Source organism: Thauera butanivorans NBRC 103042, from assembly GCF_001591165.1.
Taxonomy (GTDB): domain Bacteria; phylum Pseudomonadota; class Gammaproteobacteria; order Burkholderiales; family Rhodocyclaceae; genus Thauera; species Thauera butanivorans.
Window position 1 is genome coordinate 39,163 of record NZ_BCUG01000010.1, and the last position, 26,885, is coordinate 66,047.

General features: G+C 66.9%; 24 protein-coding genes and 1 pseudogene. 10 read left to right on the forward strand and 15 right to left on the reverse strand.

Annotated features, from left to right (window positions below; translation table 11 throughout):
* Positions 1-15 precede the first annotated feature (15 nt).
* From msrP to TBU01S_RS05360, 5 genes are read right to left on the reverse strand one after another with little or no spacing between them, the layout of a single operon-like run.
* Positions 16-966: a protein-methionine-sulfoxide reductase catalytic subunit MsrP gene (gene msrP, locus TBU01S_RS05340; protein WP_068635606.1), complete on the reverse strand. Its 951-nt coding sequence runs from the start codon at positions 964-966 to the stop codon at positions 16-18.
* On the reverse strand, positions 960-1,988 hold the full coding sequence (locus TBU01S_RS05345) for a GGDEF domain-containing response regulator (RefSeq protein ID WP_083953475.1): 1,029 nt from the start codon (positions 1,986-1,988) through the stop codon (positions 960-962). Before TBU01S_RS05345 ends, msrP begins: the two co-directional genes overlap by 7 nt.
* Positions 1,985-5,104 carry a response regulator gene (locus TBU01S_RS05350; RefSeq protein WP_068635607.1) on the reverse strand — a complete coding sequence of 1,040 codons (3,120 nt, stop codon included), beginning with the start codon at positions 5,102-5,104 and terminating at the stop codon, positions 1,985-1,987. Before TBU01S_RS05350 ends, TBU01S_RS05345 begins: the two co-directional genes overlap by 4 nt.
* Before the next feature lie 3 nt (positions 5,105-5,107).
* Positions 5,108-5,653 carry a YfiR family protein gene (locus TBU01S_RS05355; RefSeq protein WP_068635608.1) on the reverse strand — a complete coding sequence of 182 codons (546 nt, stop codon included), beginning with the start codon at positions 5,651-5,653 and terminating at the stop codon, positions 5,108-5,110.
* Positions 5,654-7,810 carry a TonB-dependent receptor plug domain-containing protein gene (locus TBU01S_RS05360; protein ID WP_088178835.1) on the reverse strand — a complete coding sequence of 719 codons (2,157 nt, stop codon included), beginning with the start codon at positions 7,808-7,810 and terminating at the stop codon, positions 5,654-5,656.
* 304 nt (positions 7,811-8,114) lie between these two features.
* Between TBU01S_RS05360 and aroG the strand changes: the two genes are divergently transcribed.
* Both aroG and gabD read left to right on the forward strand, forming a co-directional pair.
* Complete coding sequence (gene aroG / locus TBU01S_RS05365; RefSeq protein ID WP_068635632.1) at positions 8,115-9,200, forward strand: 3-deoxy-7-phosphoheptulonate synthase AroG; 1,086 nt, start codon at positions 8,115-8,117, stop codon at positions 9,198-9,200.
* 51 nt (positions 9,201-9,251) lie between these two features.
* Positions 9,252-10,709 (forward strand): NADP-dependent succinate-semialdehyde dehydrogenase, encoded by a 1,458-nt coding sequence (gene gabD, locus TBU01S_RS05370; protein ID WP_068635610.1) that lies wholly within the window; start codon positions 9,252-9,254, stop codon positions 10,707-10,709.
* A gap of 88 nt (positions 10,710-10,797) precedes the next feature.
* On the opposite strand, the gene TBU01S_RS05375 is transcribed toward gabD, so the two are convergent.
* The gene (locus tag TBU01S_RS05375; RefSeq protein WP_068635611.1) at positions 10,798-11,160 is read right to left on the reverse strand and encodes a tetratricopeptide repeat protein; all 363 of its coding nucleotides are present in this window, start codon (positions 11,158-11,160) and stop codon (positions 10,798-10,800) included.
* 539 nt (positions 11,161-11,699) lie between these two features.
* On the opposite strand from TBU01S_RS05375, the pseudogene TBU01S_RS24715 reads away from it, so the two are divergent.
* From TBU01S_RS24715 to TBU01S_RS05395, 5 genes and pseudogenes are all read left to right on the forward strand, one after another.
* Positions 11,700-11,802: pseudogene (locus tag TBU01S_RS24715) on the forward strand (prepilin-type N-terminal cleavage/methylation domain-containing protein); the annotation flags it as partial.
* Positions 11,803-11,897: 95 nt separating this feature from the next.
* The gene (locus TBU01S_RS23765; protein ID WP_157659096.1) at positions 11,898-12,311 is read left to right on the forward strand and encodes a hypothetical protein; all 414 of its coding nucleotides are present in this window, start codon (positions 11,898-11,900) and stop codon (positions 12,309-12,311) included.
* Positions 12,312-12,407: 96 nt separating this feature from the next.
* Positions 12,408-13,211, forward strand: coding sequence for a hypothetical protein (locus TBU01S_RS05385; protein WP_157659097.1), 804 nt, complete (start codon positions 12,408-12,410; stop codon positions 13,209-13,211).
* A gap of 11 nt (positions 13,212-13,222) precedes the next feature.
* Positions 13,223-14,053 carry a tetratricopeptide repeat protein gene (locus TBU01S_RS05390; protein ID WP_068635614.1) on the forward strand — a complete coding sequence of 277 codons (831 nt, stop codon included), beginning with the start codon at positions 13,223-13,225 and terminating at the stop codon, positions 14,051-14,053.
* Positions 14,050-14,946 (forward strand): ABC transporter ATP-binding protein, encoded by an 897-nt coding sequence (locus TBU01S_RS05395; RefSeq protein ID WP_068635615.1) that lies wholly within the window; start codon positions 14,050-14,052, stop codon positions 14,944-14,946. The genes TBU01S_RS05390 and TBU01S_RS05395 overlap by 4 nt, the downstream gene beginning before the upstream one ends.
* 146 nt (positions 14,947-15,092) lie before the next feature.
* Here TBU01S_RS05395 and TBU01S_RS05400 read toward each other — a convergent pair whose 3' ends face one another.
* The 3 genes from TBU01S_RS05400 to TBU01S_RS05410 form a co-directional block, all read right to left on the reverse strand.
* Complete coding sequence (locus TBU01S_RS05400; protein WP_068635616.1) at positions 15,093-15,683, reverse strand: Uma2 family endonuclease; 591 nt, start codon at positions 15,681-15,683, stop codon at positions 15,093-15,095.
* 97 nt (positions 15,684-15,780) lie between these two features.
* On the reverse strand, positions 15,781-16,674 hold the full coding sequence (locus TBU01S_RS05405) for a ketopantoate reductase family protein (RefSeq protein WP_068635617.1): 894 nt from the start codon (positions 16,672-16,674) through the stop codon (positions 15,781-15,783).
* Between the two features lie 54 nt (positions 16,675-16,728).
* The gene (locus tag TBU01S_RS05410; protein ID WP_068635618.1) at positions 16,729-17,988 is read right to left on the reverse strand and encodes an Hsp70 family protein; all 1,260 of its coding nucleotides are present in this window, start codon (positions 17,986-17,988) and stop codon (positions 16,729-16,731) included.
* A gap of 245 nt (positions 17,989-18,233) precedes the next feature.
* Here TBU01S_RS05410 and TBU01S_RS05415 point away from each other — a divergent pair, with 245 nt between their 5' ends.
* Positions 18,234-18,788, forward strand: coding sequence for a DUF2242 domain-containing protein (locus tag TBU01S_RS05415; protein ID WP_068635619.1), 555 nt, complete (start codon positions 18,234-18,236; stop codon positions 18,786-18,788).
* A gap of 437 nt (positions 18,789-19,225) precedes the next feature.
* Complete coding sequence (locus TBU01S_RS05420) at positions 19,226-20,098, forward strand: hypothetical protein (protein WP_068635620.1); 873 nt, start codon at positions 19,226-19,228, stop codon at positions 20,096-20,098.
* Between the two features lie 12 nt (positions 20,099-20,110).
* Here the strand turns inward: TBU01S_RS05420 and mnhG are convergent, their stop codons facing one another.
* The 6 genes from mnhG to TBU01S_RS05450 are packed head-to-tail and all read right to left on the reverse strand — an operon-like array spanning position 20,111 to position 26,159.
* Positions 20,111-20,482: a monovalent cation/H(+) antiporter subunit G gene (mnhG, locus tag TBU01S_RS05425; protein ID WP_068635621.1), complete on the reverse strand. Its 372-nt coding sequence runs from the start codon at positions 20,480-20,482 to the stop codon at positions 20,111-20,113.
* The gene (locus TBU01S_RS05430; RefSeq protein ID WP_068635622.1) at positions 20,479-20,763 is read right to left on the reverse strand and encodes a K+/H+ antiporter subunit F; all 285 of its coding nucleotides are present in this window, start codon (positions 20,761-20,763) and stop codon (positions 20,479-20,481) included. Before TBU01S_RS05430 ends, mnhG begins: the two co-directional genes overlap by 4 nt.
* A complete protein-coding gene (locus tag TBU01S_RS05435; protein WP_068635623.1) occupies positions 20,760-21,284 on the reverse strand; it encodes a Na+/H+ antiporter subunit E in 525 nt (174 codons plus the stop codon). The genes TBU01S_RS05430 and TBU01S_RS05435 overlap by 4 nt, the downstream gene beginning before the upstream one ends.
* Entirely contained in the window at positions 21,281-22,912 is a 1,632-nt protein-coding gene (locus TBU01S_RS05440) for a monovalent cation/H+ antiporter subunit D (protein WP_068635624.1), read from the reverse strand. Before TBU01S_RS05440 ends, TBU01S_RS05435 begins: the two co-directional genes overlap by 4 nt.
* Positions 22,909-23,250 (reverse strand): Na+/H+ antiporter subunit C, encoded by a 342-nt coding sequence (locus TBU01S_RS05445; RefSeq protein WP_068635625.1) that lies wholly within the window; start codon positions 23,248-23,250, stop codon positions 22,909-22,911. Before TBU01S_RS05445 ends, TBU01S_RS05440 begins: the two co-directional genes overlap by 4 nt.
* Complete coding sequence (locus TBU01S_RS05450) at positions 23,250-26,159, reverse strand: monovalent cation/H+ antiporter subunit A (protein WP_068635626.1); 2,910 nt, start codon at positions 26,157-26,159, stop codon at positions 23,250-23,252. The genes TBU01S_RS05445 and TBU01S_RS05450 overlap by 1 nt, the downstream gene beginning before the upstream one ends.
* A gap of 370 nt (positions 26,160-26,529) precedes the next feature.
* Between TBU01S_RS05450 and TBU01S_RS05455 the strand changes: the two genes are divergently transcribed.
* Positions 26,530-26,885 (forward strand): aldehyde dehydrogenase family protein (locus TBU01S_RS05455; protein WP_157659098.1); only part of this gene is annotated, 356 nt, incomplete at its 3' end.

The following is a 26,885-nucleotide window of genomic DNA, read 5'->3' on the forward strand; positions in this document are numbered from 1 at the left end:
GTCGGGGGGCTTCTCTCAGTAATACGTGCGCAGGTCCATGCCCTGGTACAGGCTGGCCACCTGTTCGGCATAGCCGTTGAACATCAGCGTCGGCCGCTTGCGGATCTCGCCGATGCGGCGCTCCGTGGCCTGGCTCCAGCGCGGGTGCGAGACTTCCGGATTGACGTTGGCGTAGAAGCCGTATTCGTGCGGCGCCGCACGGCGCCACGACGTCGCCGGCTGCCGTTCGGTGAGGCGGATGGTGGTGATCGACTTGATGCTCTTGAAGCCGTATTTCCACGGCACCACCAGGCGGATCGGCGCGCCGTTCTGGTTCGGCAGCACTTCGCCGTACAGGCCCACGGCCAGGATGGTCAGCGGATGCAGGGCTTCGTCCAGGCGCAGGCCCTCGGCGTAGGGCCATTGCAGGACCGGACGGCGCAGCATGATTTCCGGGTCGTAATGGCTCAGGAACTCGACGTACTTCGCGCTGCCCAGCGGCTCGACCGCCTTCAGCAGCGCGGCCAGCGGAAACCCCACCCAGGGGATGACCATCGACCAGCCCTCGACGCAGCGCAGGCGGTAGATGCGCTCTTCCAGCGGCGCCAGCTTCAGCAACTCGTCGATGTCGAAGCGGCGCGGCTTGCCGGCCAGGCCTTCGACCGCGACGGTCCACGGCCGGGTGAGCATGCGTCCGGCGTTCTGCGCCGGGTCGCCCTTGTCGGTGCCGAACTCATAGAAGTTGTTGTAGCTCGTCACCGCCTTGCGCTCGGTCATGGCTTCGGTGGTGCTCAGCGGCGAGGCGATCGTGGCCAGGCGCTCCGATGCCGCCCTTGCCGTCCCGCCCAGCCCCTGCCACAAGGCTGCGCCGGCGGCGATTCCGAGCCCGCTGCGCAGCAGGAAGCGGCGCCGCTCCTCGAACAGCGGGCGCGGTGTGATTTCGGCAGGGCGGACGTCGGCGGGGCCCGATGTGGATCGGATCAGCATGTGGGATATCCAGGCGGAGGCGGTTCCGGATAGACCGTCGAAACGGCCGATGGGTTCAGCAGGGGCGTGGAAGAGGTAGCCGTTGCCGCATTCACGGCTCCGTGCCCGCCGGGCCGCAGCGGAGTGCGCGCCCAGACGATGCGGTTGCGGCCGGCGTGCTTGGCCTCGTACAGGGCGCGATCGGCGGCGAGGAACAGCTCCTTGCTCACCTCGGGCGTCGTCGGCACATGGCTTGCGCCTCCCAGGCTGAGCGTGAGCTGCAGCGGCCTGCCGTCGGTGGTCTGGAACGGCATCGAGGCGATGCGCTGGCGCAGGGCTTCGGCGAACTCGGCGGCGCCATCCTCATCGACACCCGGCAGCAGCAGCACGAATTCCTCTCCACCGTAGCGGCAGACGAAGTCTCCGGGGCGCTGTATCGCCCGTTTCAGCGCCTGTGCCACGCTGCGCAGCGCTTCGTCGCCTTCCGCATGGCCGTAGGTGTCGTTGATGCGTTTGAAGTGATCGACGTCCGCCACGATCATCGACAGCGGAAGCGCATGGCGCAGGCAGCGCCGCCATTCGTGCTCCAGGGTTTCGACGAAGCGCCGCCGGTTGGGGATGCCGGTGAGATTGTCGAGCATGGCGAACTGTTCGAGCAGGCGGCGCTGTTCCACCAGGCGCAGGTGATTGCGGACCCGGACGCGGACGATCGGCGGGTGGAAGGGTTTGGTGATGTAGTCGACGGCGCCCAGTTCGAGGCCGACCTTCTGGTCATCGAAGGAGTCCAGCGCGGTGATGAAGATCACCGGCGTGTCGCGCGTGCGGTCGTCGTCCTTGAGCTGGCGGATCACCGCATGGCCGCTCATGTCCGGCATCACGACATCGAGCAGGATCAGGTCGGGCAGCAGTTCGCGCGCCAGCGTCAGCGCCTGTTCCCCGTTCTTGGCCAGGAGCAGGCGGCATTCGTGCTGCAGCAGTTCGGTGAGCAACTGGCGATTGTGCTTTTCGTCGTCGACGACGAGTATGATGGAGTCGGCGTTCATGTCGGTGCCTGGATCATGTCCTCGCGCAGGGCGGCCAGCAGTGGCAGGGCGGTTTCGTATTCGACATCTTCGATCAGCGCGCGTATCGCTTCCGCGTGAGTCTGCCAGATCGAGCCTTGCAGCAGGCTGTCCAGCCTGCGTATTTCGCCTTCGGCGCGAGCGTCACGACAGGCCAGCAGCGCCAGCGTTCCGTCGATCAGCGGCAACGCCTCTTTCACTTGCCGCCCGGCCTCCACCGCCGATGGCGCTCCTGCTTCGGGCGCTCGGGTGCAGGGCAGGGCCGCCAGTGCCGAACATACGGCATGCAGGCTTGCGTCCAGCGCCTGCAGATCGGTCTCGCCGGGTGCCCGGCCAGCGCGCAGCCAGTGTTCCAGTTCGCGCGCCTGCGCTGCCAGTCCGGCTGCACCGATGGTCGCCGCGCCGGATTTCAGCGAGTGTACCCAGCGGTAAGCGGTTTCGGTATCCCCATGTGCCAATGCCTGGTGCAGCCTGGCGCTTCCCGTGGCGAAAGCCGCTGCGAATTCATCGAGGATGCGGCGATACAGGGCCGGGCGGCCAAGGTGGTTGGCCAGGCCGCGGACCATGTCGATGCCGGGCAGCTCGGCGGGCCAGTCTGCCGTGCCCGGTGCCTCGGCCTGGCCTGCCGGCCGGCTGTCCGCCGCTGCCGCAGCCGGGATCGATGCGGAGTGGGCCGGAGAAGCGCCGGCTTCGCGTGCCGGCAGCCAGCGCAGCAGCGCGGCGTACAGCATGCCGACGTCGATCGGCTTGGTGAGATGATCGTTCATGCCGGCCTCGAGGCTGCGCTGGCGGTCGCCTTCCAGGGCATGGGCGGTCATCGCGATGATCGGGATGTCCGGGCAGCCCGAGCCGGCGCGGATGCGCCGCGCCGCCGCCAGGCCGTCCAGTACCGGCATCTGCACGTCCATCAGCACCAGGTCGCAGTGCTGCTCCGCGAGCCTGGCCAGCGCCTCCTCGCCATTGGCGGCCTCGGCGACCTGCAGGCCGGCATCCTGCAGAAAGGCGCACGCGATTTCACGGTTGAGCGCCATGTCGTCGACGACCAGCACCCGGGCACCGCGCAAGGATGCCAGTCCGGCCGGCAGGGCGGCCGGGTCCGGAAGCCGGGCAACGGAATCGGCATGGGGTGTTTCGGCGCGCGCCTCGTCCAGTGCGGCCCGCAAGGTTCGCGGCAGGGCAGGCTTGACCAGCGTGGCGTCGATGCCGGGAACCTGCAATTGCCCGTCCATGCCGGCGTAGCCGGTGTTGCCGGTCTGCAGCACGACTTTCGGGAAGGGCACGCCCGTGCTGGCGAAAACATTGCCGAACCGGCTGCGCAGCTGCCTTGCCAGCGCCAGGCCGTCGCTGCCGCCGATGCGCCGGTCCAGCAGGATCAGGTCGAAAGCGTCGCCGGCGTCGAGCCCTTCCTGCAGCAGCGCGATCGCCTGGCCGGCGTCCGCGCAGGCACGCGCGCGCAGCCCCTGCTGGGTGCACAGCGTCGACAGCACGTGGCGGACGGACGGAGTTTCGGCGACCACCAGGGCATGGCGGAAGCCTGTCTCGGCCGGGGTCGCCTCATCGGCCGGGGCAACGGGCAGCTCGAGCTCGACGTGGAAATGCGCGCCTTCGCCGGAAACGGACTCGACGTCGATGCGTCCGCCCATCATGCGCACCAGTTGTGCGCAGATCGACAGCCCCAGCCCGGTGCCGCCGAAACGGCGGGTGATGGAGTCGTCGCCCTGGGAGAAAGGCTGGAACAGCACGGCCTGCTGGGCGGCCGTGAGGCCGATGCCGGTGTCGTGCACGCTCAGGCGCAAGGCCGCCTTGCCGGCCGGGGCCGCACCGGTGCGCAGGCCGACGTGCAGCATGACTTCACCCCGTTCGGTGAACTTCACCGCGTTGGCCAGCAGGTTGATCAGGATCTGGCGCAGGCGCAGCGGGTCGCCGACCAGCCGCGCCGGCAGGTCTTCGTCGGGCAGCAACAGCAACTCGACGTTCTTTTCTTCCGCCCTGAGCGCCACCACGCTGAGCGCCTGCTCGCACAGGTCCAGCAGGTCGAAGGGAATCGACTCCAGCGGCAGCTTGCCGGCCTCGATACGGGAGTAGTCGAGCACGTCATTGATCACGCCCAGCAAGGCTTCGGACGAAGCCAGCATCTTGTCGAGCTGGTCGCGCTGCCGGCGCGTCAGCGTCGAGCGGCGCAGCAGCCCGCCCAGGCCGATGATGGCGTTCATCGGGGTGCGGATCTCGTGGCTCATCCGCGCCAGGAAGTCCGATTTCGCCTGGTTGGCGCGGTGCGTTTCGGCCATCGCCGACGCCAGTGCGTGGGTGCGCTGCTCGACCAGTTGTTCGAGATTGTCCTGGTAGGCAGCCAGTTCGGCGTCGCGCGCCTGCACGGTGTCGATCAGCTCGTTCAGGCCGCGCCCCAGCGCGGCGATTTCGGTCCCCCCGCCGGGTTGCGCGCGTGCCCTGAGATCCGGGTTGTCGGTCAGCCGCTTCAGCAGATCGCGCAGCGCATGGACGGGCGCCAGCAGCCGGCGCATCACGCGCGACATCGACGCCAGCGTCACGGCCAGTACCAGCAGCAGGACCGTGGCCGCCTCCAGCGCCGAGCGCCGGAAGACCTTGTCGAGATGATCCAGCGAGGCGACCAGCTCGAGCCGGGCCGCCTGCCGCTGGCCTTCCAGCACCGGGGCCCAGACGGTCAGTCTGCCGTCGCCGAAGCGGTGGCCCGCCGCCTCGCCGGGCGCATCGCGTGCGTCGGCGGAAGGGCTGCCGTTGCGCGCATAGGCCGCCAGCAGGCCGTTGTCGGGCAGTATCAGCCGGGCTTCGAGGATCAGCGGGTTGGCCGCCAGTGCCTGCAGCAGGGCGTCGGCCTCGCGGTAGTCGGCAAAGACCACGGCCGCACGGCTGTTGCTGGCGATCAGGGCGGCCTGGGCGGAAAGCGAGGCCACCCATTCCGTCTGCAGCAGGCGCTGCTGCTGGAACGACATCAGGGTGAACACCAGCAGGGTCGCCACGCTCAGGGCGACGGTGCCGAGCAGCTTGAGGCGCCCGCCCAGGGTGGCCGGCAGCCAGGCTGCCAGACGCTCGGTGCGATGTCGCGGCTGCGGGCGCATCGGCTAGTCTTCCGGAGGGCGGGCGAGGCGCAGCAACTGGGCGCTGAAGCTGACGCCCCGTTCGCGTGCCACGCGCTGATTGATCACGATGTCGATGCCCGTGCCCTCGCTCCGGACGAGCAGTTCGACGATGCCACCGGACTGGGCGAAGCCCTTGATGTCGGACACCGTCACCTGCGGGCGCCGGTGCAATTGTGACAGGATGGCCCCCAGGCGATGCCGTTCGGAGCTGCCGATGAACACCATGTCGCAGTCGACGGCCTGGGCGGCATCGTCCAGGTAGCGCACGCTGAACGTGCGTTCATCGGTGACGGAGCGCTGCAACTTGGCCAGCGCATCCTCCAGGCCGCTTCGCCCCAGATGGCAGATCGACGGCGAGGGGGCGTTTTCGAGCGGCGGTTCATAGACGAACAGCGGCAGCTTGAACAACAGGACGGCTTTCAGGGCCTGTTCCGAGGCGGCATGGGGGGCCGGCGGCTGTGCCGCGGCCAGGCCGCAGCACAGCCCGGCAAGCAGGCCTGCGAGGACGCGCGCGCATCGCCGCCACATTTAGAAGCGATACTCCAGCGTCGCCATCCAGCTGCGCGGCTGCTGCGGCATCGTCAGCAGGGTGCTGTCGGCGGCACCGTGGGCGACGTGGTAGCGCCGGTCGAACAGGTTGTCGATGTCCAGCCACAGCGTGGCACGCCCGTCCAGCAGGCGATGCCAGCCCACGTGCAGGCTGGCGGCCCACCAGGCATCGGCTGTCAGGTGACGGCCCGGCCGCGCGGGATTCCTGCGTCCGGTGGTGGTCTTGCCGACCCAGGTCAGGCGCGGCGTGATCGTCAGCGTGTCGCCGTAGCGCCAGGTGCTGCCGAGCTTGAGCTTGTGCTTCGCGACATAGGGTAGATCCCAGTTCCGGTCGTCGTCGCCTGCCTGGAGGGTGCCGTCGATGTAGCTCAGGCTGCCCCAGACCTCGCCGTGCCAGGCGCCGGCGGTACGGAATTGCCACTGGCCGCTGATGTCGAGGCCGGTATGGTGGCCCTTTCCGGCATTGCCCTTGATCGTGGTTTCGCTCAGCACCGCGCCGGGGATGTACTGCGTCGGCACCTTCTCGTTGAGCGTGGCGATCAGGTTGTTGATGTGGCTGTGGTACAGGTGGGTGACCAGGTTCAGCGACGGCGTCGGACGCCAGTCCCAGGTCAGGCCGAGCGTGCGTGTGCGTTCGGCTTCGAGCTTTTCGTTCGGTGCGCGGAAACCCCTGCCGATATAGCGTCCCTCGGCATCCTTGGCACCGCTGAAGGCGCCGTATGCCGACAGCGATTCGTCGTAGGAAGGCGCGCGGAATGCTTCGCCGTAGGACAGCTTGAGGACGTGCCGGTCCGCTGGCTGCCACACCGCGCCCAGGCGCGGGTTGAGGCTGCTGCCGTAGCCCGAGTGGCGATCGTGGCGCACGCCGATCATGGTGGTGAACTGCGGTGTCCACTGCGCCTGCCATTGGAGGTAGCCGAATTCGTTGTGGTGGCTTGCCGAGGGGATCAGGATCGGCAGATCGGTGTTGGCGTAGTTCAGGCCCTGGTCGTGCGTCCCCAGCGATCTCCGGTAGGGGCGCGGCAGGTTGGGCGTCAGCATGCCCTCGTAATCCTGGTAGCCGATGCCGATCTGCAGGTCGTGCGCGGCGTCGATGCGCCAGTGCAGCGTGGGCTGGATGCCCGTACGAGTGGCCTTGGCATAGTTGTAGCCGCGGGTGCCGAAGCCGGTGTATTTGTTCAGGTAGTTGGAGTGGGGGTCGGCTTCCTGGCGCGCATGGTCGATCAGCAGGCGGCCCTCGATGTCCTCCGTCAACTGGAAGCGTGCCCGTGCGTACAGGGTCTCGGAGACCGTTTCCCAGCGCGCACGGCGGTCGTACAGGGCCATGTCGGTACGGTCGCCCGTGCTGGTCGGCTGGCCGAAGCCGTTGCGGTAGTAGCCCAGCGTCAGATGTTCGGTGAGGTCGGCGCGGGCGAACAGGCTGTGGCTTTCGATGCCATCGACGTGGCGGCGGCGGGCCTGCGCCGGCACGACGATCGTGCCGTCGTAATCCTGCGCATCCGCCGCCGGAAAATCGTCCGGGTAATAATGATCGAGCGGCGCACGGTCGCTGCGTTGCTTGTGCCCGCCCAGGGTGAAGCGCACGTCCTCGGCCGGCTTGAGCTTGAGCAGGAACTGCGCTTCGCGGCTGTCGAAGCGCCCCGCACCCACCGAAGCCCAATTGTCGCCGGCCTGCCCGCCCTGGTCGGTGATGATGTTGATGACGCCGGCCACCGCGTCGGCACCGTACAGCGCCGCCGCCGGCCCGTAGACCACTTCGACCTGGCGTGCCATGTACAGCGAGAAGTTGCGGGCCACGGCGATCTTGCCGCCGGCTGGGTCGTCGACGCGGACGCCGTCGAGCATGATCAGCAGCTGGTTGTTGCTGTTGAAGCCCTGCAGGCTGAAGTTGTTGAAGATCGACGAACGGCTGCCCGCCATGAAATCGACGCCGGGCAGATCGCTCAGCAACTCGCCCAGGTCGCGATAGCGGCGGGCCCTGATCTGCTCGCGGGTGATCACGATGACGTGGGCGGGCGTGTCGTCGCGCCGCTCGACGCGGTGCGAGGCGGTGACGATCGGCGTCTGGATGAGTTCTTCCAGCGACAGCGGCAGCAGGCGCAGCACGTCCTCGCTCGCGCCTGCCTGCACCGGCATGCAGCATGACGCCACGAATCCCGCCACACAGAGGGCTCGGCATTTCGGCCGGTGTCCGAGCACAGTCAGCGCCATTTCTCACCCATGAGTTCCACCTACCCGATCGAACCGGCGATGATCCCACAACAGGTCACGTATGTGACATGTCGATGTGCCGGATCGGCAACAAACTACGGCGACTCATGGAAAAGATCACGCATTTGGGATAGGCAGGGCAAACCGGGCGCTGTATCTGCTCCGCCTGTTGCGGGAAATGCGAGCTAGAATCACAAGCTGTTTCCAGCCAGAGATGCCGAGTTTTGCCATGCCCGCTTCCACCAAGATCCACATCGACGACGTCCGCATCCAGGAAATCAAGGAGCTCGTGCCGCCGGCGCACGTGCTGCGCGAGTTCCCGGCCACGCCCAGGGCGGCGACCGTCGCTTACGAGGCGCGCCAGTCCATCCATCGCATCCTGTTCGGTGCCGACGACCGTCTGCTGGTGGTGATCGGCCCGTGTTCGATCCACGATCCCGCGGCGGCGATGGAATACGCCAGCCGGCTCAAGGCCGAGGCCGACCGCCTGAAGGACGATCTGCTGATCGTCATGCGTGTCTATTTCGAGAAGCCGCGCACCACCGTGGGCTGGAAGGGCCTGATCAACGACCCCGGCCTCGACAACAGCTACCGCATCAACGACGGCGTGCGCCTGGCGCGCAAGCTGCTGTGGGAAATCAACGAACTCGGCCTGCCGGCCGGCACCGAGTTCCTCGACATGATCACGCCGCAGTACATTGCCGATCTCATCTCCTGGGGCGCGATCGGCGCACGCACCACCGAAAGCCAGGTGCATCGCGAGCTGGCCTCCGGCCTGTCGTGTCCGGTCGGCTTCAAGAACGGCACCGACGGCAACGTGCGCATCGCGGTCGATGCGATCAAGGCCGCGCAGTCGCCCCACCACTTCCTGTCGGTGACCAAGGCCGGCCATTCGGCCATCGTCACCACCCGCGGCAACGAGGACTGTCACGTCATCCTGCGCGGCGGCAAGGCACCCAACTACGATGCCGCCAGTGTCGATGTTGCATGCAAGGAACTCGCCGCCAGCGGCGTGCAGGGCAAGGTCATGATCGACTTCTCGCACGCCAACAGCCGCAAGCAGCATCGTCTGCAGATCGACGTCGCCGACGACGTCGCCCGCCAGCTCGCCACCGGCGAGGACCGCATCATCGGCGTGATGGTCGAATCCCATCTCACCGAAGGGCGCCAGGACCTGGTGCCGGGCAAGGAGCTGGAATACGGCAAGAGCATCACCGACGCCTGCATCGGCTGGGAGGACAGCGTGAAGGTGCTCGACACGCTTGCCGAAGGCGTGCGCCAGCGCCGCGTGGAGCGCGCCACCCGGTACGAGTAAGGCGCTGAGCCGCATCAGCGACTGGATACACCAATCAACGGAGGCCGTGCCATGCAACTGACCGATTCCGCGCTGCTGCGCACCCAAGCCTATATCGACGGCGCCTGGCGCGATGCGACCGACGGCAGCCGCTTCGACGTGAACAATCCGGCCGACGGCCGCGTGCTGGCGAGCGTGCCGGACATGGGGCGCACCGAGACCCGGCAGGCGATCGAGGCCGCAGCCGCCGCCCTGCCGGCCTGGCGGGCGCGCACCGCCAAGGAACGCGCCGCCGTGCTGCGCAAGTGGTTCGAACTGATGCTCGCGCACCAGGAAGACCTGGCGCTGCTGATGAGCTCGGAGCAGGGCAAGCCGCTGCCCGAAGCGCGCGGCGAAGTGGCCTATGGCGCCTCTTTCCTCGAATGGTTCGCCGAGGAAGGCAAGCGCATCTACGGCGACGTGATTCCCGCGCACGGCGCGGACAAGCGCATCGTCGTGGTCAAGCAGCCGATCGGCGTGGTGGCGGCGGTGACGCCGTGGAATTTCCCCATCGCGATGATCACGCGCAAGGCCGGCCCGGCGCTGGCCGCCGGCTGCACGATGGTGATCAAGCCGGCCGAGGACACGCCGCTGTGCGCGCTGGCGCTGGCCGAGCTCGGTGAGCGCGCCGGCCTGCCCAGGGGCGTGCTCAACATCGTCACCACCGCGAGGGCGGCCGAAGTCGGCGGCGAACTCACCGCCAATCCGCTGGTGCGCAAGATCTCCTTCACCGGCTCGACCGAAGTCGGCAAGCTGCTGATGCGCCAGTCCGCCGACACAGTCAAGAAAGTGTCGCTCGAACTTGGCGGCAATGCACCCTTCATCGTCTTCGACGATGCCGACCTGGATGCCGCTGTCGCCGGCGCGATGGCCTCGAAGTACCGCAACGCCGGCCAGACCTGCGTCTGCGCCAACCGCCTGATCGTGCAGGACGGCATCCATGACGCCTTCGCCGCCAAACTGGCCGAAGCGGTGGCGAAGCTGAAGGTCGGCCCGGCACTGTCGGGCGATGTCCAGCAAGGCCCGCTGATCAACGAGGACGCGGTCGCCAAGGTCGAAACCCTGCTCGCCGATGCGCTCGACAAGGGCGCGCGGCTGGTCTGCGGCGGCAGGCGCCATGCGCTCGGCGGCACCTTCTTCGAACCCACCATCGTCGCCGACGTGACGCCGGCGATGCGGGTGGCGCGCGAGGAAATCTTCGGCCCGGTGGCGCCGCTGTTCCGCTTCCATGCCGAAGAAGAGGCGATCCGCATGGCCAACGACACCGAGTTCGGCCTCGCGGCGTACTTCTACGCCCGCGACATCGGCCGCGTGTGGCGTGTCGCCGAGGCGCTGGAATACGGCATCGTCGGCATCAACGAAGGCATCATCTCGACCGAGGTCGCACCCTTCGGCGGCATCAAGGAGTCGGGCATCGGCCGCGAAGGCTCGCGCTACGGCATCGAGGACTTCGTCGAGATCAAGTACCTGTGCATGGGCGGCATCCGTTGAAGTTCCCGCGCCGCCGGTGATGGTGTTGATTTCGGTGCGCTGTCCGACGTCCGGCCAGCACGCCTGAGCAGGTACTGCTGCGCCCACCTCACTCCGCCGTATCCCTCAGCGCCCCCAGAATCACCTTCTGCTCGATCCTGTCCAGCACCGCCTCCAGTTCCGCGCCTTCCAGCGCGGGGCCGGGGTGGGCGTCGAGCCAGGCCACCATGTGGCTGGCAGTGGCATGGCCGCGTGCGGCGGCGCGGCGCAGCCACATGATGCCGGCCTCGCGGTCGGGCGCCACGCCCCAGCCGGAAATCAGGCAGCGGCCCTGCCACTGCATGGCCTCGGGGTGAAAGTGCCGCGAGGCCTTCTGGAACCAGCCGAAGGCCTCCGCCTCCATGCCGTGCGACAGCAGCAGCAAACCGAGGTCGCACTGCGCTTCTATATCGCCCTCATCGGCCGCGCGCACGCAATCGAGGTCGTCGTCCTCCAGCTTGAAACGTGCCCATGGAGCGACCTCGGAGAGCTTTACACGGGTTATTTCGAGGCTACCCCCCCCTCCCCCCCCCCTTGAATGCCATGAGGTTACCGGCGGCAATGCGGCGCCATAAGGTGCGCTTGGTCAGGCCCGTCAGCGACGCGGCGGTATTGAGGCTGATGAAGGACATGTGAATGCTCCGGGCGGATGTCGAATCAGGAGGTGGGCAAGGCCGTGCGGCTTCCGGCACGTCACTCCCGCGTATCTGCCCGCGAGTGTAATGGCAGACGGCTCCGGGGGAAAACAGCCGTCGCGCCTGTCACACTGACCCGGGACACAAGCGGGTGTGTCACGCCCTCGTGTCCCGGGTCAGTGGGAAGGGGATTGGACGTCGCGTGATCTATTTAACGGAAAAAAGCCTTTTCTGGATTTTTGCGGGCTGGCACGGCAGTTGCGGAAGGAAAGCCAGAAGGTGGCGGACACGTTACAGCCCGGACACCCTCGGCATTCCAACCAACCAGGAGCACAAAATGAAAATGGTGCAAAAGGGCTTCACCCTGATCGAATTGATGATCGTCGTGGCGATCATCGGCATTCTGGCCGCTATCGCCATTCCGCAATTCACCGAATACCAGGCCAAGGGCCACGACAAGGCGGCACAGTCTGACAACCGCAATATTCTGACCGCCGGTATTGCCAATTCGCAATAATTGATCGGAGCAAAGAGAATGAAAAAGATTCTGACCGCAGTGGCATTGATCGCCATGACTAATTCTGTGATGGCTGACCCGATCGAATTTGCGCCGGGCACAGCTACAGAGCGTAAAGCTCAAGCTCAAGCGTATACGTATACGGTTGCAGCCGCGCGTGAGGACCGTGATTTTGTCAAGAACGAGTTTGAGTTTACGCTATCGGCTAATGTGATCATGAATGCCGGGGAAGACACAGATCAAGGGGCTTGGATGAGTGTCGGAACCGCCAATACCAATGGGCGCAACGTCTTCACCGGACATAGCAATGGCGGCAGCGTGACCTCCTGCGGCGATCCGCTGACGGCTGCGGAAGCAAAAGTGAAAGATGCGCTGTCAGATGCTCTTAGTGATCGGTTTGACCCCGAAGAGCCCAACGGTTGCAAGGAATAAGATACGGATACCAATTAAACAAGGCGCCTGGCGTCATTAACCCCCTCCCTGGCGAGGGGGTTTTCGTTTCTCTTTTCGCAATAAGTTTCGGTATGTATGCTTGAGCTCATCCGTAATGGCCTCTTGACCGGCCTGCGCCTCAAAGCCACCCGCGCCCTGCTTCTGCTCGGACTGCTTGTCGCCGGTTCTGCGCTGCTGGCTTCCGGTTTCTCCGGGCGGCAGCCGATGACGGTGGGTCTGGATGTAGGCCTCTCCGGACTGCGCCTAGTGTTACTGCTGCTCGCGCTGATGTGGGTGCAACTGCTGCTGGCCCAGGACGTAGAGCGCAAGACAGTCTATTTCATGCTGGCCTATCCCTACACTCGCGGCCAGTTTCTCGTGTCCCGCTTCGTTTCGCTGGCCCTGCTGTGTGCCGGCGCGACCGTGTTGCTGGGCATGGCCTTGTGGCTGGCCTTGCGCGTGGCGAACTGGGACTACGTCCAGACCACCATGCCGCAACTGGATTACCGCTACGCCCTGGTGATGCTGGGCATCTGGCTCGACCTGCTGGTGGTGCTGGCTTTTGCCATCCTGCTGTGCAGCCTGTCGACCACACCTTTTCTGCCCCTGTTGATGGGGCTGGCCTTTGCGCTCGCCGCGCGCGGTCTGGGCACGACTTTCGATTATCTGCGCAGCACCCAGGTTGCCAGCGCGGACCAGGCGCGTATTCTCGGCCCCCTGCTCGACCATGCCTACCTGTGGCTACCCGACCTGTCACGGCTCGACTGGCGGGTATTCACCTTGTACGATCTGGCGCCTGCCGCCGCCCCCATGCTGTGGGCGGCGGCCATGGCGCTGGCCTATGTGCTGGGGATGCTGGCGCTGGCAGTGACTCTATTCCAGCGCCGGGACTTCACCTGACAGTGGCAGCGATGAAGACGCTTCGCCTGCTGTGCATCTGTCTGCTGGGCTGGGTCCTGTTCTCGTGGGCCAATCTGCAGCTGCGCAGCCACCCCCGTTTCGACCAGGAAGACCTGCTCAGGGTCCGCCTGCCGCAGCTGGTGCAACTGAGCTATTCCGTCGGCGACCCTTGGCTTGCAGCAAACCTCAACGTGTTTCGCAGCCTGATGGTGGATGTGCGCGTCCGTGAGGCGGAAACCTACCGCGTGCAGGGTCAGCTCCAGATGGATGCTGCTTTCTTCAACCCCCTGCACGAAGACAACTACTATCTGGCCGCAGCGATGTTGCCGTGGAACGGTCAGGTAGAGGCCGGCCAGGACGTGCTGCTGCGCGCCAGCAACGCCCGTCAGTGGGACATGTGGCCGGCCTTCTACTATGCCTTCAACGCCATGTATTTCGAACGCGACATGGCGAAGGCCGGCCAGTGGGCGGAAATCGCCGCCACGCGCAATCCGCGCAACGCACCCGCGCTGCGCGCGATGGCCTCGGCCTGGTACGAACGTGGAGACGATCCGCGCGTGGCGATGGAAATCCTCGAAAAGATGTTCGAGGATAGCCGCGACGAAAACTTCCGCGCCCTGCTTTCGGCACGCTACCGGCGCCTGCAAGGGTTGCTGGCGCTGCGCGAGGCCGTGGCCGACTACCGCCGCCGCAACGGTAGTGCGCCCCGGCAGATCGAGCAGTTGATCGGACACGGCACGCTGCAGGCGCTGCCGGACGACCCCCTCGGCGCGGGCTATGCGCTGGATGCCGACGGGCAGGCGCAATTGGCGGATCACATGACGAAGCAGAAACAGCGATGAAGGCAATCGAAGTCAGCGGCCTGGACAAGTCTTTCAAGCTCAAGGGCAAGCCCGTGCGGGCGCTCGACGGCGTAAGCTTTGCGGTGGAACTGGGGCAGTCGGTCGGCTTCATCGGCCAGAACGGCGCGGGCAAGAGCACGACGATCAAGATCCTGTTCGGCGCCCTGCGCGCCGACGCGGGCGAGGCACGCCTGATGGGCAGGCCGGCGGAAGATCCGTTGTCGCGCCTGGGCGTGGGTTATGTGCCAGAAAACCCGTATCTGTACGAGCAGCTCACCCCGCGCGAGGTCGTCAGCAGCGGCCTGCGCCTGCACGGCATCGGCGGCGCGGAAAACACCCGCCGCACCGGGCTCTGGCTGGACAAGCTGGGTATCGCCTACGCGGCCGACAAGCGCATCCGCAATCTGTCCAAGGGCATGACGCAGCGCACCACGCTCGCCCATGCCTTTGCCATCCAGCCCAAGCTGCTGGTGCTTGACGAGCCGATGTCCGGCCTGGACCCCATCGGCCGGCGTCAGGTGGCCGATCTGATGCAGGAGTACCGCCAGGCGGGCGGAACGCTGTTCTTCTGTTCCCACATCCTGCACGACGTTGAACGCCTGGCCGACCATTTCGTGATGATCGATCGCGGCAAGGTTCGCGCCCAGCAAGGCGTGGCCGATCTGTTGGCCAGCCAGGACACGATGCTGGTGCGTTACCTCGGCGATACGGGGCTGCCGGGCTTCGAGCACGACGCCGGCCGCGTGTGGAAAGGCTTGTTCCCGCGCACCGAACTCGGCCGGGCTCTGCTTGCCATCGAGAATGTCCATGGCGTGATACTGGACGTGCAGCCGCAGAACACGCTCGAAGCCTTGTTCCGCAACGTGGTTCAGGACTCGGTGAAGGCCGCATGACGCGTTTCCAGCGACTGCACGTCCTTCAACTCGCTGATGTGGGCTTCGGGTGATGGGCGCAGTGGCTCAGAAACGACGTTCGTATCAACAGGATCATTCCAAGGTCCGATGACGCTCACGCCGGCCGCCGCAGAATCGAGCCTGCCTCATGGATGGCCCGTCGCCTGCCCCGATTGCAGGTCCACGTCCTCGTACAAGGCTTCGATGGGCAGGCTCAGGCCCACGCTGTCGAAGGCCACGGTCTGCCCGGCTTCGGCGGGGTAGAGTGCCCAGTGGCCGTCTTCGTGGCGGCGAAACAGGTCGACGCTGAGGCGCTCGGGGTCGATCAGCACGTATTCGCGCAGCGTGGGCAGCTTGCGGTACGAGGCGAACTTGCCGCCCCGGTCATAGGCGCTGGTCGATGGGGAAAGGACTTCCACCACCAGGACGGGGGCGCTCATGTACTGGTCCTGGGCGCGGTCGGACTCGGCGCAGGTCACGAGTACGTCGGGGTAGTAGAAGGCCTTGTCCGCCTGCACGTGCAGCTTCATGCCGGCAATGAACACACTGCGGGGGCCGCCACGCAGGTGGTTGCGCAGGGCCATGAAGATGTTTCCGGCCACGGTTGCATGCGCCCTGGAGGCGCCCGCCATCGCGAAGACCTCGCCGTCGAGGTATTCGTGCTTTTCGGTCTGGCGGGCTTCCCAGTCGAGGTAGGCGGCGGCGTCGAAGCGGGGCGAGGGGGCGGCAAGTGGCATGGGGAGATTCCCGGGGCGAGGATGGCAGCGCAAGCGCGCCGTGTGCTGTGCCATGTATTCCGATACGGTACACCATACGGAGTTCATCGCCTTGGGCTTACGCGGCTGTTCCTTCCAATGTCCTGATCAGCGTGTAAACGGCGCGATGGACCGGCAGTTCGAGGCCGGCTTCGTCCGCCAGCTTCAGCAATACGCCGGTGATGGCGTCGATCTCGGTGCGCCGTCCGGCCAGCACGTCCTGCAGCATGCTGGCGCGGTTTCCGGCCGTTGCCGTCGCCACCGCATGGACGCGGGCATGGGCGGCGGCTTCGTCCAGTGCCAGCCCCTGCGCATGCAGCACCGGCCAGGCCTCGTACACCAGGGTGTCGAGCAGCAGGCGATGGGGCGGCTGCAGCAGCGCGCCGTTGGGCACGCGGAACAGCGCCGCGAGCGGGTTGATTGCGACATTGACCAGCAGCTTGGCCAGCCGCGCGGCGGCAATGTCCGGCGCCACGCGGGCGACGAAGCCCGCGGCCACCAGCAATTCGGCAACCGGCTCGAAACCGGGCGGCAACAGCGTCTCGCCGGCGCCGGCCGGGTGCACGCCATGCGCATCGCGCCAGGCGCCTTCGGTGGTCACGCCCTGGCCGGCCAGCAGCGCCGGGCCGGTGGCAGGCAGCAAGTCTTCCACCAGCCCGTTCTGCAGCGACAGTACGCCCCTGGGCTTCATCGCCAGCGCCGTGGCCGCCGCCGTGGCGGTGTCGCCCGTCTTGACCAGCACGATCACCCAGTCCGCCGCGGGCGCTTCGTTCGGCCCGAACACGTCCAGCCGCCGCAGGCGGGCGCCGACGGGGACGCCCTGGCGCAGGGCTTCGGCGCGCTGGCTGTCGCGTGCGATCACCGCCACCGGAACGGAGTCGGCAAGGCGCGCCGCGAACGCGAGGCCGAGCGCGCCGGCGCCGATGATGGCAAGCGGATAAGGATGGGGCGAGGGAGGGGCAGAGGTATCCATGATGGCGAGTGTCCGCCATCGGCATGGCTTGCGGCAAGAGGCCGGGTTAGGCGCTCAGCCGTAGCGGCGCGCGGCTTCCACTGCCAGGCCGGCGCCGATGCTGCCGTAGAGATCGCCTTCCACGGCGCGCGCCGACGGCAGCTCGGCGGCGATGCGGGTACGCAATTGCGGTACGCCGCTGGCGCCGCCGGTGAAATACACCGTATCCACCTGTTCGCGGCGGATGCTTGCATCGCCGAGCAGTTGCGCCACGCAGCCGCCGACGCGTTCCACCAGCGCCGTCGTTGCGGCGGTGAAGTCCGCCGACGTGATCGTGTGCCACAACCCGTCTTCGAGCCGGCCGAGATCCAGGGCCGCCGTGGCTGCGGTCGATAGATCGATCTTGGCCTGTTCCACCTGCAGCGCCAGCCAGTGGCCTTCGCGCCGGCTCAGCAAGCGCGCCAGGCGGTCGAGTCCGGTGCGCTCGGCGGCATCGCGGTAGATGTTCTGGAAATCGTTCCAGGCCTGGCGGCTGTAGGCCGCGTTGATGGTGTGCCAGGTCGACAGCTGGAAATACAGGCTGGCCGGGACGTGGGCGCCGTTCTTCATGAGGCCGCGGTGGCCGAGCAGGGGCATCACGCAATCCAGGCTCAGGGCGCGGTCGAAGTCGGTGCCGCCGACGTGGATGCCGGCATTGCCCAGCAGGTCGCCGCCGCGCTCGTCGTGGCGGGCGCGTTCGGGCGACAGCCGGACCAGCGAGAAGTCCGCCGTGCCGCCGCCGATGTCGGCGACCAGCACCAGTTCCTCGCCCGACAGTGATCGCTCGTAGTGCAGCGCCGCGCCGATCGGCTCGAACTGGAAGCTGACTTCGGCGAAGCCCACCTGGCGCGCGATCGCTTCCAGCGTGTCCTGCGCCTTGCGGTCCGCGGCTTCGTCGTCATCGACGAAATGCACCGGACGGCCGAACACCGCATGGTCGAAGCCGCGGCCGGCCTGCGCTTCGGCGCGTTGCTTGAGTTCGCCGATGAAAGCGGCCAGCAGGTCGCGAAAGCGCAGCGCGCGGCCCTGTACCTCGGTCTGGCCGTCGAACAGGCTGGAGCCGAGCAGGCTCTTCAGCGCGCGCATCAGGCGGCCCTCGTAGCCTTCGAGGTACTGTGCCAGCGCGTCGCGGCCGAAATGGGTACTGTCCTCGTCGGCATTGAAGAACACCGCCGACGGCAGCGTCGGCCTGCCATCTTCGAGCGCCAGCAGCGGAGCCGCATGGGGCCGCAGCCAGCCGGCAGTGGAGTTGGAGGTGCCGAAGTCGATGCCGCAGGCGCGGGCGGGAGCATGCATGGAGGCGGGCGGCGCAGGGCCGTGCTGCGGAAGCGGCCGCGCATGTTAGCCGACGGAAGGGCGATGTTCCACCGTACCTGTGTCCGCATGGCCGGCAATGTCCGTCTGCCCGCTCCGTTTTCGGCTCCGCGGCGAGCCGGGCGGAAATGTATGGGGCTGTTTCGCAGAAGGTTTGCGCATGTACCGGGGATGGGCGATGTTTTACCATTCGTATCCGTCCTGCCCGACGAGCCCTGCAGCCGTCCATGCCCCCAGCCGCCTTTCGCCTTTCCCTTGCCGGTGTTTCCGTTCTGCTGGTCGCGGCCTGCTCCTCGCCGCCGCCGGTGTATGACATGGAAACCTTCCAGCACGAATCCCCGTTCGCCACCTGGAGCACGCGCGAGCCCGCCGAGGCATGCGAGCTCGGCAAGCGCGCCCTGCTGAGCCAGGGCTATCGGATCGAGGGCACGGACATGGTGCGGATCAGGGGCGAGAAGCTGTTCCAGCCCCAGCCGGACGAAGGCGTCACGCTCAACATCACGCTGGTGTGCCTGCCGAGCAACGTCGGTGCGGTGATCTACGCCAATGCGCTGCAGACGCGCTATGCGTTGAAATCGAGTTCGACCAGCACCGGCCTCAGCGTGACCGGCCTCGGTTCCATCTCGCTGCCCTGGACGGCGGCCAAGGAGTCGCTGGTCAAGATCGGCGAGGAAACGGTCACCAGCCCGACCTTCTACCGCCGCCTGTTTTCGCTGATCCAGACGCTCGACGGCACGCGGATCGATGGCATCGAACTCGACAGTGCCGATACGGGTTCCTGAGTCGAAAGGCATCCTCGTCGATTGTGACCTATAATCCAATTTTGGCTTTTCCTTGGCGCCTGCCTGCCATGATTTTCCTCCGCCCCGACGAGTTTTCGCCCGCGCCGCATGCCGCGGGCCGTCGTGTGGGCCGCGGGCGGGCTGTTCCCTCATTCCAGCGCGGCCTCGTGCTGGCGCAATCCTTCAAGACGACGGGGTCTCCCGCCGTGCTTTCCCCGGCCGTGCGGGGCCGGAACCGGGACTGATCCCAGGCCACCCCGCACGGCACCTTGCCCAGGGCGCTTCAGCGTGCGCCCTGATCAACGTGCAGCCAGTGCGGGACGCCGGATGGCCGGATTTCTTCCGCCTTCCGCTTTCAGGCAGGGCGTTTCCACTCCCAGGCTGCAACCACGATGCCACGCGATGCGTGGAGAGGCACTTGCACATGGGGTGATGAGATGATTCTCACAAGAAGCTTCGTTCGGGCCAAGCGCCCGTGCACCGATGGATTCCGCTGGTTCGTGCGCCAGTTCGGCGAAGGCGGCAACTACCAGGAACTGCTCGACCGGATGGTGGCGGCCGGGCGGGTGGGCGATGCCTGCTGGCTGCTCGAACAGTTCGGCCCGACCGGTGAGCTGCGTGTCGTCGATTCGGTCGAAGCCGATGCCATCGTGTTCGCCGGCACGCTGGAAGTGCGGGGCAGTGTCGATGTCGAAGGCAAGCTTCACGTCGGCGGTGATCTGCGGGTCGGGGGTGGTGTGCGCGCCGGCGGCGAGCTGGTCGTCGGTGGCGACTTGCGGGTGGAAGGCGGCGTGCGGACGGCAAGCCATGCCGATGTCGGTGGCGACATGCGCGTGGGCTGGGGCGTGGATGCGCTGGGCGATCTGCGCTGCGCGGGAGAGCTCCGCGTGGGCTGGGACCTGCGCTGCGAAGGGCGCATGCGGGTGGAGGGCAATGCCGGCATCGGCACCGATCTGTGCTGCGAAGGCGAACTGCGTTGCCGCAAGGGCCTGCAGGCCGGAGGCGACATCAGCGTGGCGGCGAATCTGCGCGTGGATCAGGGTATCGTCGCAGGTGCTTCGATCGAGGCTGGCATGCATCTGGAAGCCGGCTGGGGCATCAAGGCGGGGGGCCTGATCCGTGCCGAGGCGGCCATCCGGGCCGGCGAGAGCCTGCAGGCAGGCGAGGGGATCCGGGCCGGCGACGGCTATGGCGTGTATGCCGGGCTGGACGTGCAGGTGGAGTCCTGGGAAAGCAGCGCCCGCGTCAGCGCGCCGGTGAAGCCCGACAGCCTGATGAGCGGCTGGTGGGCCGGGCCTGCAGTGTGCTGAGGGCGGGGCGGCTCAGGCGCCGGTGGCCGTGCGGTCGGTGCCCGTCTTTTCCTTGTCCGCCACATGTTCCTTGCGCAGGTCGCGATAGACGGCGGCGCGCATGATCATCATCGCCACCACCGGTGCGGTCATCAGCACGAACACGCTGATCAGTAGTTCGTGGATCACCAGCCGGGACTGCGTCGCGGTGAAGTAGATCATCGATGCGATCAGGATGCAGCCCGCGCCGAGCGTGACGGTGATGGCCGGGCCGTGGATGCGCTGGTAGAAATTGGCCAGCCGCAGCAGGCCCAGGGCGCCGACCAGCGAGATCAGCCCGCCCAGCACGAGCAGGAAGGCCACCGGCAGTGCCGCCCAGGTCGGCAGGGTTTCGGCGATGTTCATTCGATCACCTCGCCGCGCATCAGGAACTTCGCCAGTGCGACCGTCGATACGAAGCCGAGCAGCGCGATCATCAGCGCTGCCTCGAAATAGATCTGGCTGCCGTGGCGGATGCCCAGCATCAGGGCCAGCAGCATCGCGCACATCCACAGCGTGTCCAGGGCCAGCACGCGATCCTGCGCGGAGGGGCCGATCAGCAGGCGCAGGGTGCACAGGATCATTGCCAGCACCACGCAGACGAGTGCGAAGACGATGGCTGCCGACAGCAGGCTCGTGGTTGTCACGTCGTTTTCTCCCGTTCGGAATGCCTGGGTTGCTCGAACACCTCGATGATCGGTTGTTCGTAGTGCGATTTGATGGTGTCGATCCACCATTGCTCGTCGTGCAGGTCGAACACGTGGAGCAGCAGTTCGTGGGTGTCGGGCACGATTTCCACCCATACCGTGCCGGGCGTCGAATTGATCAGGCAGGACAGCAGGGCGAGGCCGTAGGGGTCGCGCAGGTCGAGGGGAATGTGGATGAACTGCGAATTGACCCCTTCGGTGCGGCGGAACAGGATGATCCGGCTGACGTTGAAGCACGAGCGCACGATCTCGATCAGCGACAGCCACAGCAGGCGGAACAGCACGAACGGCCGCGAGATGCGCGGGTAGCCCTGGGGCTGCAGCGGGCGGGCGAGCACCGGCGCGACGATGCCGAGCACGGCACCGAGCAGCAGGTGGGCGGGCTCGATGGTCTGGTTGAGCAGCAGCCACATCAGCAGCAGGCATAGCGACAGCAGCGGAGAGGGGAGCCAGCGTTTCATCGTTCCGCCTCCTGCTGTGGCATGCGCGTCACTGCGGGTTCGTGCAGCACGCGTTCGCCATAGGTGGTGGTTTGCGTCAGCCCGGCGACGGTGCGGTCCAGGTAGTCGAAGACCGGCCCGGCCTGCACCGTGAGCAGCACGCAGAAGGTGACCAGCGCGGTGATCGGCGCCGCTTCGGTGAATTGCAGCCGCGGCGGCGCGATGTCGCCCGAGGCCCAGAAGATGCGCACGCCCAGCCGCATCAGGGCGATGATGGCGGCCAGGCCGCCGACGATGACCAGCGCGATGAAGCCCCAGGTCAGCCCCGGAATGCGGCCGTCGGTGGGCAGGACGTCGAGCAGCGCGTGGAACAGGCTGAACTTGGCGACGAAGCCCGACAGCGGCGGCATGCCGCTGATGACCAGCGCGCAGGCGGCGAAGCTCAGGCCCAGGAAGGCCAGCGTGCCGGGGATGCCCTGGCCGACCGGGTCTTCGGGCTTGTCCTCGATGGCGAAGGCTTCCATCGTGATCGCGATCAGTGCTGCGCCGGGCGGGCGGATGCGGTCGGTGAGTTCGACCAGCAGCATGAACGCCGCCATCGCCAGCGTCGAGCCGAGCAGGTAGTACAGGCCGGAGGCCAGCACCGGGCCGCCGGCCAGGCCGATCACCGCGAGCAGGGTGCCGGACGAGATGATGGCGCCATAGCCGGCCATGCGCCCGCCGTCCTGGCTGGCCAGCATGCCGACCGCGCCGAAGAACAGGGTCGCCATGCCGCCGATCGTCAGCGCGGTGAAGCCGAAGCCGGCCAGCGCCCCGGCGCCGTCGCCGAACACCGTCATCCATACCCGCAGCACGGCATAGACGCCGACCTTGGTCATCAGCACCAGCATCGCCGCGACGGGCGCCGAGGCCGAGGCGTAGGTGCCGGGCAGCCAGAAACCCAGCGGCCACATCGCGCCCTTGGTCAGGAAGGCCAGGCCGAGGGTGGTGACGCCGATCGCCAGCAGCCAGGTGTCTTCGGTGCCGAGCAGGGCGACGCGCATGCCCAGGTCGGTGAGGTTGAGCGTGCCGCTGGCGGCGTAGATCAGCGCCACGCCGATCAGGAACAGGAAGGAGGCGACCAGGTTGATGGCGATGTACTGCATGCCGGCCCGGATGCGCTGCAGGTTGTAGCCGTGCAGCACCAGGCCGTAGGAGGCCGCCAGCATGACCTCGAAGAAGACGAACAGGTTGAACAGGTCGTTGGTCAGGAAGGCGCCGTTCAGGCCCATCAGCAGGAACTGGAACAGGGTGTGGAACTGGATGCCCACCCGGTCCCAGCGTTTGGCCGAGAACACCAGCACCGCCAGCGCGATGGTGGCGGTGAGCAGCAGCATCAGCGCGGTGAGCCGGTCGACGAGCAGGGCGATGCCGAACGGCGCGGGCCAGTTGGCGGCGAGATAGACGCCGATGCCGTCGGGCCAGTAGCCGCCGTCGGCCATCACCAGCAGCGCTGCGGCCAGCAGCCACAGCAGCACCGTGCTGGTGACGCTGAGGGCGAACTTGAGCGTGTAGCGGCTCTGCTTGACCGGGATCAGCAGCGCGCCGGCCAGCAGCGGCAGCAGGATCGGCAGGACGATGAAGTGCTGCAGGAAGGGCAGGGCGTTCATTCGCGCGGCTCCTTGCCGTCCACGTGGTCGCTGCCGGTCAGGCCGCGGGCGCCGATCATGATGACGAGATAGAGCGCGGTGGTCGCGAAACCGATCACGATGGCGGTCAGCACCAGGGCTTGCGGCAGCGGGTCGGCGAACTGGGCGGGGTCGATGTCGGGGCTGAGGGTGATCGGCGGACGGTCGACCGACAGCCGGCCCATGGCGAAGATGAAGATATTGACGGCGTAGGACATCAACAGCAGACCGGTGATGAGCTGGAAGGTGCGGGGCCGCAGGATCAGCCAGATACCCGAGCCGAACATGACGCCGACGGCGAGCGCGATGACGATTTCCATTACAGCGCTCCTTCGCTGGCGGCGGGCATGGCCGCATCCGCGGCCTGTTCGCTCGCCTTCTTGTGCGCACGCAGCGACTGGTGCGCCAGCGCGACCAGCATCAGCATCGTCGTGCCGACCACCACCGCGAACACGCCCAGGTCGAACACGAAGGCGCTGGGCACGTGCAGTTCGCCGAGCACCGGAAGATGGAGGTGCGCGGTGTGCGAGGTCAGGAAGGGATGGCCGAAGGCCCAGGAACCCAGGCCGGTGACGCCGGCCAGCAGCAGGCCGAAGCCCAGCCAGCGGTGGGGCCTGAGGGTGATGTGGGCTTCGACCCAGGTCGCGCCGGCGAGCATGTACTGGACGAGGATGGCGACGGCGAAGATCAGGCCGGCGACGAAACCGCCGCCGGGCAGGTTGTGCCCGCGCATGAAGAAGTAGGCCGCGATCACGCCCATGAAGGGCAGCAGCGTGCGCAGATAGACGCCCGGCACGAACAGGTAGCCGCTGTCGGCCTGCTCGGATGGCGTCTGCCGGCTGGCCGGGTCGAAGGCGTGCAGTTGCTGTTGCGGCACTTCGGCACTGTCGGGCGCCGGGCGGAAGCGGCGCAGCAGGGCGTAGACGATGAGCGCGACGATCGCCAGTACGGTGATCTCGCCCATCGTATCGAAGGCGCGGAAATCGACCAGCAGCACGTTCACCACGTTGCTGCCGCCGCCACCGGAGAGCGCGTTGAGCAGGAAGAAGTCGGCGATGGTGTCCGAGGCCGGGTGCACCAGCACGGCGTAGGTCAGTACCGTCATCACCAGGCCGCCGGCCACGGCGAGCATCATGTGCAGCGCACGCCTCGTCCAGTCGCGGCGGGACGCGGCAGCCTGCATCTCCGCCGATTCGATGCGGGGTGGCAGCCAGCGCAGGCCGAGCAGCAGCAGCACGGTGGTGACGGTTTCGACCATCAACTGGGTCAGCGCGAGATCGGGTGCCGACAGCCACAGGAAGGTGGCGGCGGTGATGATGCCGGTGCCGCCGACCAGCACCAGGGCGGTCAGGCGATGGTACTTCGCCATCCATGCGGCCGAAACCGCGCAGGCGCCGCCGATCAGCCAGATGCCGGCGAACAGCGGGTCGAAGCCTTCCAGCGGCAGTATCGTCCAGTCGGGCGGCAGTCCGGCGAGCAGCAGCGGGACGATCAGCAGCATCAGCATCAGCATCAGCAACTGCTTCTGCAGCTTGGAGGTGCCCAGGCGGCGGACCAGCCATTCCGCTGCGCGGGTCAGGGACTGCATCGCGGTTTCATAGGCCTGGGCGCCGTTGAAGTGGCTGAGCAGCGGCGCGCGCGTGCGCTCGCGCAGGTTGAAGCGCCAGCGCAGCACCGCGTACAGCGTGATGCCGCCGAACAGGGCGATGATGCTCATCACCAGGGGCAGGTTCCAGCCGTGCCAGGTCGCCAGGTTGTAGTCGGGGGTGTGTTCGCGCAGGCTCGCCGCCACCGCCAGGTCGAGGACGGGGCCGATGCTGATGGCCGGCGCGATGCCCACCACCAGGCAGGTGAACGCCAGCAACTCGACCGGAAAGCGCATCCAGCGCGGCGGCTCGTGCGGGTCGCGCGGCAGCTCGCCGGCCGGCTTGCCGAAGAAGATGGAGATGAAGCGCAGCGAATAGGCGACGCTGAACATGCCCATCGCCACCGCGGCGACCGACATCCACCAGTTGCGGTCGCCGCCGACATGCAGCGTTTCGGCGAAGAACATCTCCTTGGACAGGAAGCCGTTCAGCAGCGGCACGCCGGCCATCGCCGCGCTGGCGACGATGGCCAGCGTGGCGGTGACCGGCAGCTTGTGGCGCAGCCCGCCCAGCAGGCGCAGGTCGCGCGTGCCGGTTTCGTGGTCGATGATGCCGGCGGCCATGAACAGCGAGGCCTTGAAGGTGGCGTGGTTCAGGATGTGGAAGATCGCCGCGACCATCGCCAGCGGCGTACCGATGCCGATCAGTACGGTGATCAGGCCGAGGTGGCTGATCGTCGAATAGGCCAGCAGGCCCTTGAGGTCGTGCTGGAAGATGGCGATGAAGGCGCCGATCAACAGCGTACACACGCCCGCGCCGCCGATGATCCAGGTCCATTCCGGCGTGCCCGCCAGGGCCGGCCACAGGCGCACCAGCAGGAACACGCCGGCTTTCACCATCGTCGCCGAATGCAGGTAGGACGACACCGGCGTCGGAGCCGCCATGGCGTGCGGCAGCCAGAAGTGGAAGGGGAACTGCGCGCTCTTGGTCAGCGCGCCCAGCGCGATGAGCAGCAAGGCGGTCAGGTACAGGTCGTCGCTGCGGATGAGTTCGCCGGCCGCCAGCACGATGTCGAGGTCGTAGCTGCCGACGATGTGGCCCAGCACGAGCACGCCGGCGAGCAGGCACAGGCCGCCGGTGGCGGTGACGGTAAAGGCCATCCGCGCGCCGCGCCGGGCGTCGGCGCGGTGGTGCCAGTAGCCGATCAGCAGGAAGGAGGTCAGGCTCGTCAGTTCCCAGAACACCACGAGCTGGACCAGGTTGCCCGACAGCACCACGCCCAGCATCGAGCCCATGAAGGCGAGCAGGAAGGAGAAGAAGCGGGGCACCGGGTCGTTCGGTGACATGTAGTAGCGCGCGTACAGCACCACCAGCAGGCCGATGACGAGTACCAGCAAGGTGAACACCCAGGCCAGGCCATCCATGCGCAGCAGGAAGTACAGGCCTTGCGCGGGCAGCCAGTCGAAGCCTTCGCGCAGCACCGTGCCTTCCGACATCTCCGGATAGAGCGAGATCGCGACGATGAGCCCGTAGACCGCCACACCGGCTGCCAGCCAGAACTCCCGGTTGCGGGCGTCCTGTGGCATCGATGCTGCGATCAGGCTGGCGATGAAGGGGACGAAGACGAGGGAGGCAAGCAGCATCGGGCCGTGGCTGTCGGGGAGGGGGACGGCCACGAAGATACCACAGCAAATACCGCGCCAAGATGTGTCCGATCGACGAAATTTCCTTCTTTTTGCTGCTGTTGGCTGGCTTTGCGGCGAGGCCGGAATGTCGATAAGGAGCTTCCCTAATGGAGCATGGGGCATGCATGCCGGATTGCTCCATATGCTCATATTTATGGAGCAGTTGTTCCGTACTGACATGCTCCGCCCATGACGCCGCTCCCGATGTGCAGCCGGTTTTTACCGTAACTGCTTGAAGGGAAATGGGCTTGCCATGCTGGCACGATGCCTGCTGGAGGTGCGTGGTGGCGGTCGACGCCCATGAACACCAGAACGAGGAGACAGCGAGATGATCTACGCAATGCCCGGCCAGTCCGGTGCCCCGGTGCAGCACAAGGCGCGCTACGACAACTTCATCGGCGGCCGTTGGGTTTCGCCGGTCAAGGGCCAGTACTTCGACGTGGTGACGCCGATCAGCGGCCAGGTCTATACGCAGGCGGCACGCTCCACCGCCGAGGACATCGAGCTGGCGCTGGACGCGGCGCACGCGGCGTTTCCGGCCTGGAGCAAGACGCCGGCGGCCGAGCGGGCCAACATTCTGCTCCGGATCGCCGAGCGCATCGAACAGAACCTGGAACGGCTGGCCTACGCCGAGACGGTCGACAACGGCAAGGCGATCCGCGAGACGCTCAATGCCGACATTCC

Excerpts from the sequence above, each read along its gene's own strand:
- msrP (WP_068635606.1), bottom strand. The coding sequence starts at position 966 with ATGCTGATCCGATCCACATCGGGCCCCGCCGACGTCCGCCCTGCCGAA.
- TBU01S_RS05345 (WP_083953475.1), bottom strand. The coding sequence starts at position 1,988 with ATGAACGCCGACTCCATCATACTCGTCGTCGACGACGAAAAGCACAAT.
- TBU01S_RS05350 (WP_068635607.1), bottom strand. The coding sequence starts at position 5,104 with ATGCGCCCGCAGCCGCGACATCGCACCGAGCGTCTGGCAGCCTGGCTG.
- TBU01S_RS05355 (WP_068635608.1), bottom strand. The coding sequence starts at position 5,653 with ATGTGGCGGCGATGCGCGCGCGTCCTCGCAGGCCTGCTTGCCGGGCTG.
- TBU01S_RS05360 (WP_088178835.1), bottom strand. The coding sequence starts at position 7,810 with ATGCCGGTGCAGGCAGGCGCGAGCGAGGACGTGCTGCGCCTGCTGCCG.
- aroG (WP_068635632.1), top strand. The coding sequence starts at position 8,115 with ATGCCCGCTTCCACCAAGATCCACATCGACGACGTCCGCATCCAGGAA.
- gabD (WP_068635610.1), top strand. The coding sequence starts at position 9,252 with ATGCAACTGACCGATTCCGCGCTGCTGCGCACCCAAGCCTATATCGAC.
- TBU01S_RS23765 (WP_157659096.1), top strand. The coding sequence starts at position 11,898 with ATGAAAAAGATTCTGACCGCAGTGGCATTGATCGCCATGACTAATTCT.
- TBU01S_RS05385 (WP_157659097.1), top strand. The coding sequence starts at position 12,408 with ATGCTTGAGCTCATCCGTAATGGCCTCTTGACCGGCCTGCGCCTCAAA.
- TBU01S_RS05390 (WP_068635614.1), top strand. The coding sequence starts at position 13,223 with ATGAAGACGCTTCGCCTGCTGTGCATCTGTCTGCTGGGCTGGGTCCTG.
- TBU01S_RS05395 (WP_068635615.1), top strand. The coding sequence starts at position 14,050 with ATGAAGGCAATCGAAGTCAGCGGCCTGGACAAGTCTTTCAAGCTCAAG.
- TBU01S_RS05400 (WP_068635616.1), bottom strand. The coding sequence starts at position 15,683 with ATGCCACTTGCCGCCCCCTCGCCCCGCTTCGACGCCGCCGCCTACCTC.
- TBU01S_RS05405 (WP_068635617.1), bottom strand. The coding sequence starts at position 16,674 with ATGGATACCTCTGCCCCTCCCTCGCCCCATCCTTATCCGCTTGCCATC.
- TBU01S_RS05410 (WP_068635618.1), bottom strand. The coding sequence starts at position 17,988 with ATGCATGCTCCCGCCCGCGCCTGCGGCATCGACTTCGGCACCTCCAAC.
- TBU01S_RS05415 (WP_068635619.1), top strand. The coding sequence starts at position 18,234 with ATGCCCCCAGCCGCCTTTCGCCTTTCCCTTGCCGGTGTTTCCGTTCTG.
- TBU01S_RS05420 (WP_068635620.1), top strand. The coding sequence starts at position 19,226 with ATGATTCTCACAAGAAGCTTCGTTCGGGCCAAGCGCCCGTGCACCGAT.
- mnhG (WP_068635621.1), bottom strand. The coding sequence starts at position 20,482 with ATGAACATCGCCGAAACCCTGCCGACCTGGGCGGCACTGCCGGTGGCC.
- TBU01S_RS05435 (WP_068635623.1), bottom strand. The coding sequence starts at position 21,284 with ATGAAACGCTGGCTCCCCTCTCCGCTGCTGTCGCTATGCCTGCTGCTG.
- TBU01S_RS05440 (WP_068635624.1), bottom strand. The coding sequence starts at position 22,912 with ATGAACGCCCTGCCCTTCCTGCAGCACTTCATCGTCCTGCCGATCCTG.
- TBU01S_RS05445 (WP_068635625.1), bottom strand. The coding sequence starts at position 23,250 with ATGGAAATCGTCATCGCGCTCGCCGTCGGCGTCATGTTCGGCTCGGGT.
- TBU01S_RS05450 (WP_068635626.1), bottom strand. The coding sequence starts at position 26,159 with ATGCTGCTTGCCTCCCTCGTCTTCGTCCCCTTCATCGCCAGCCTGATC.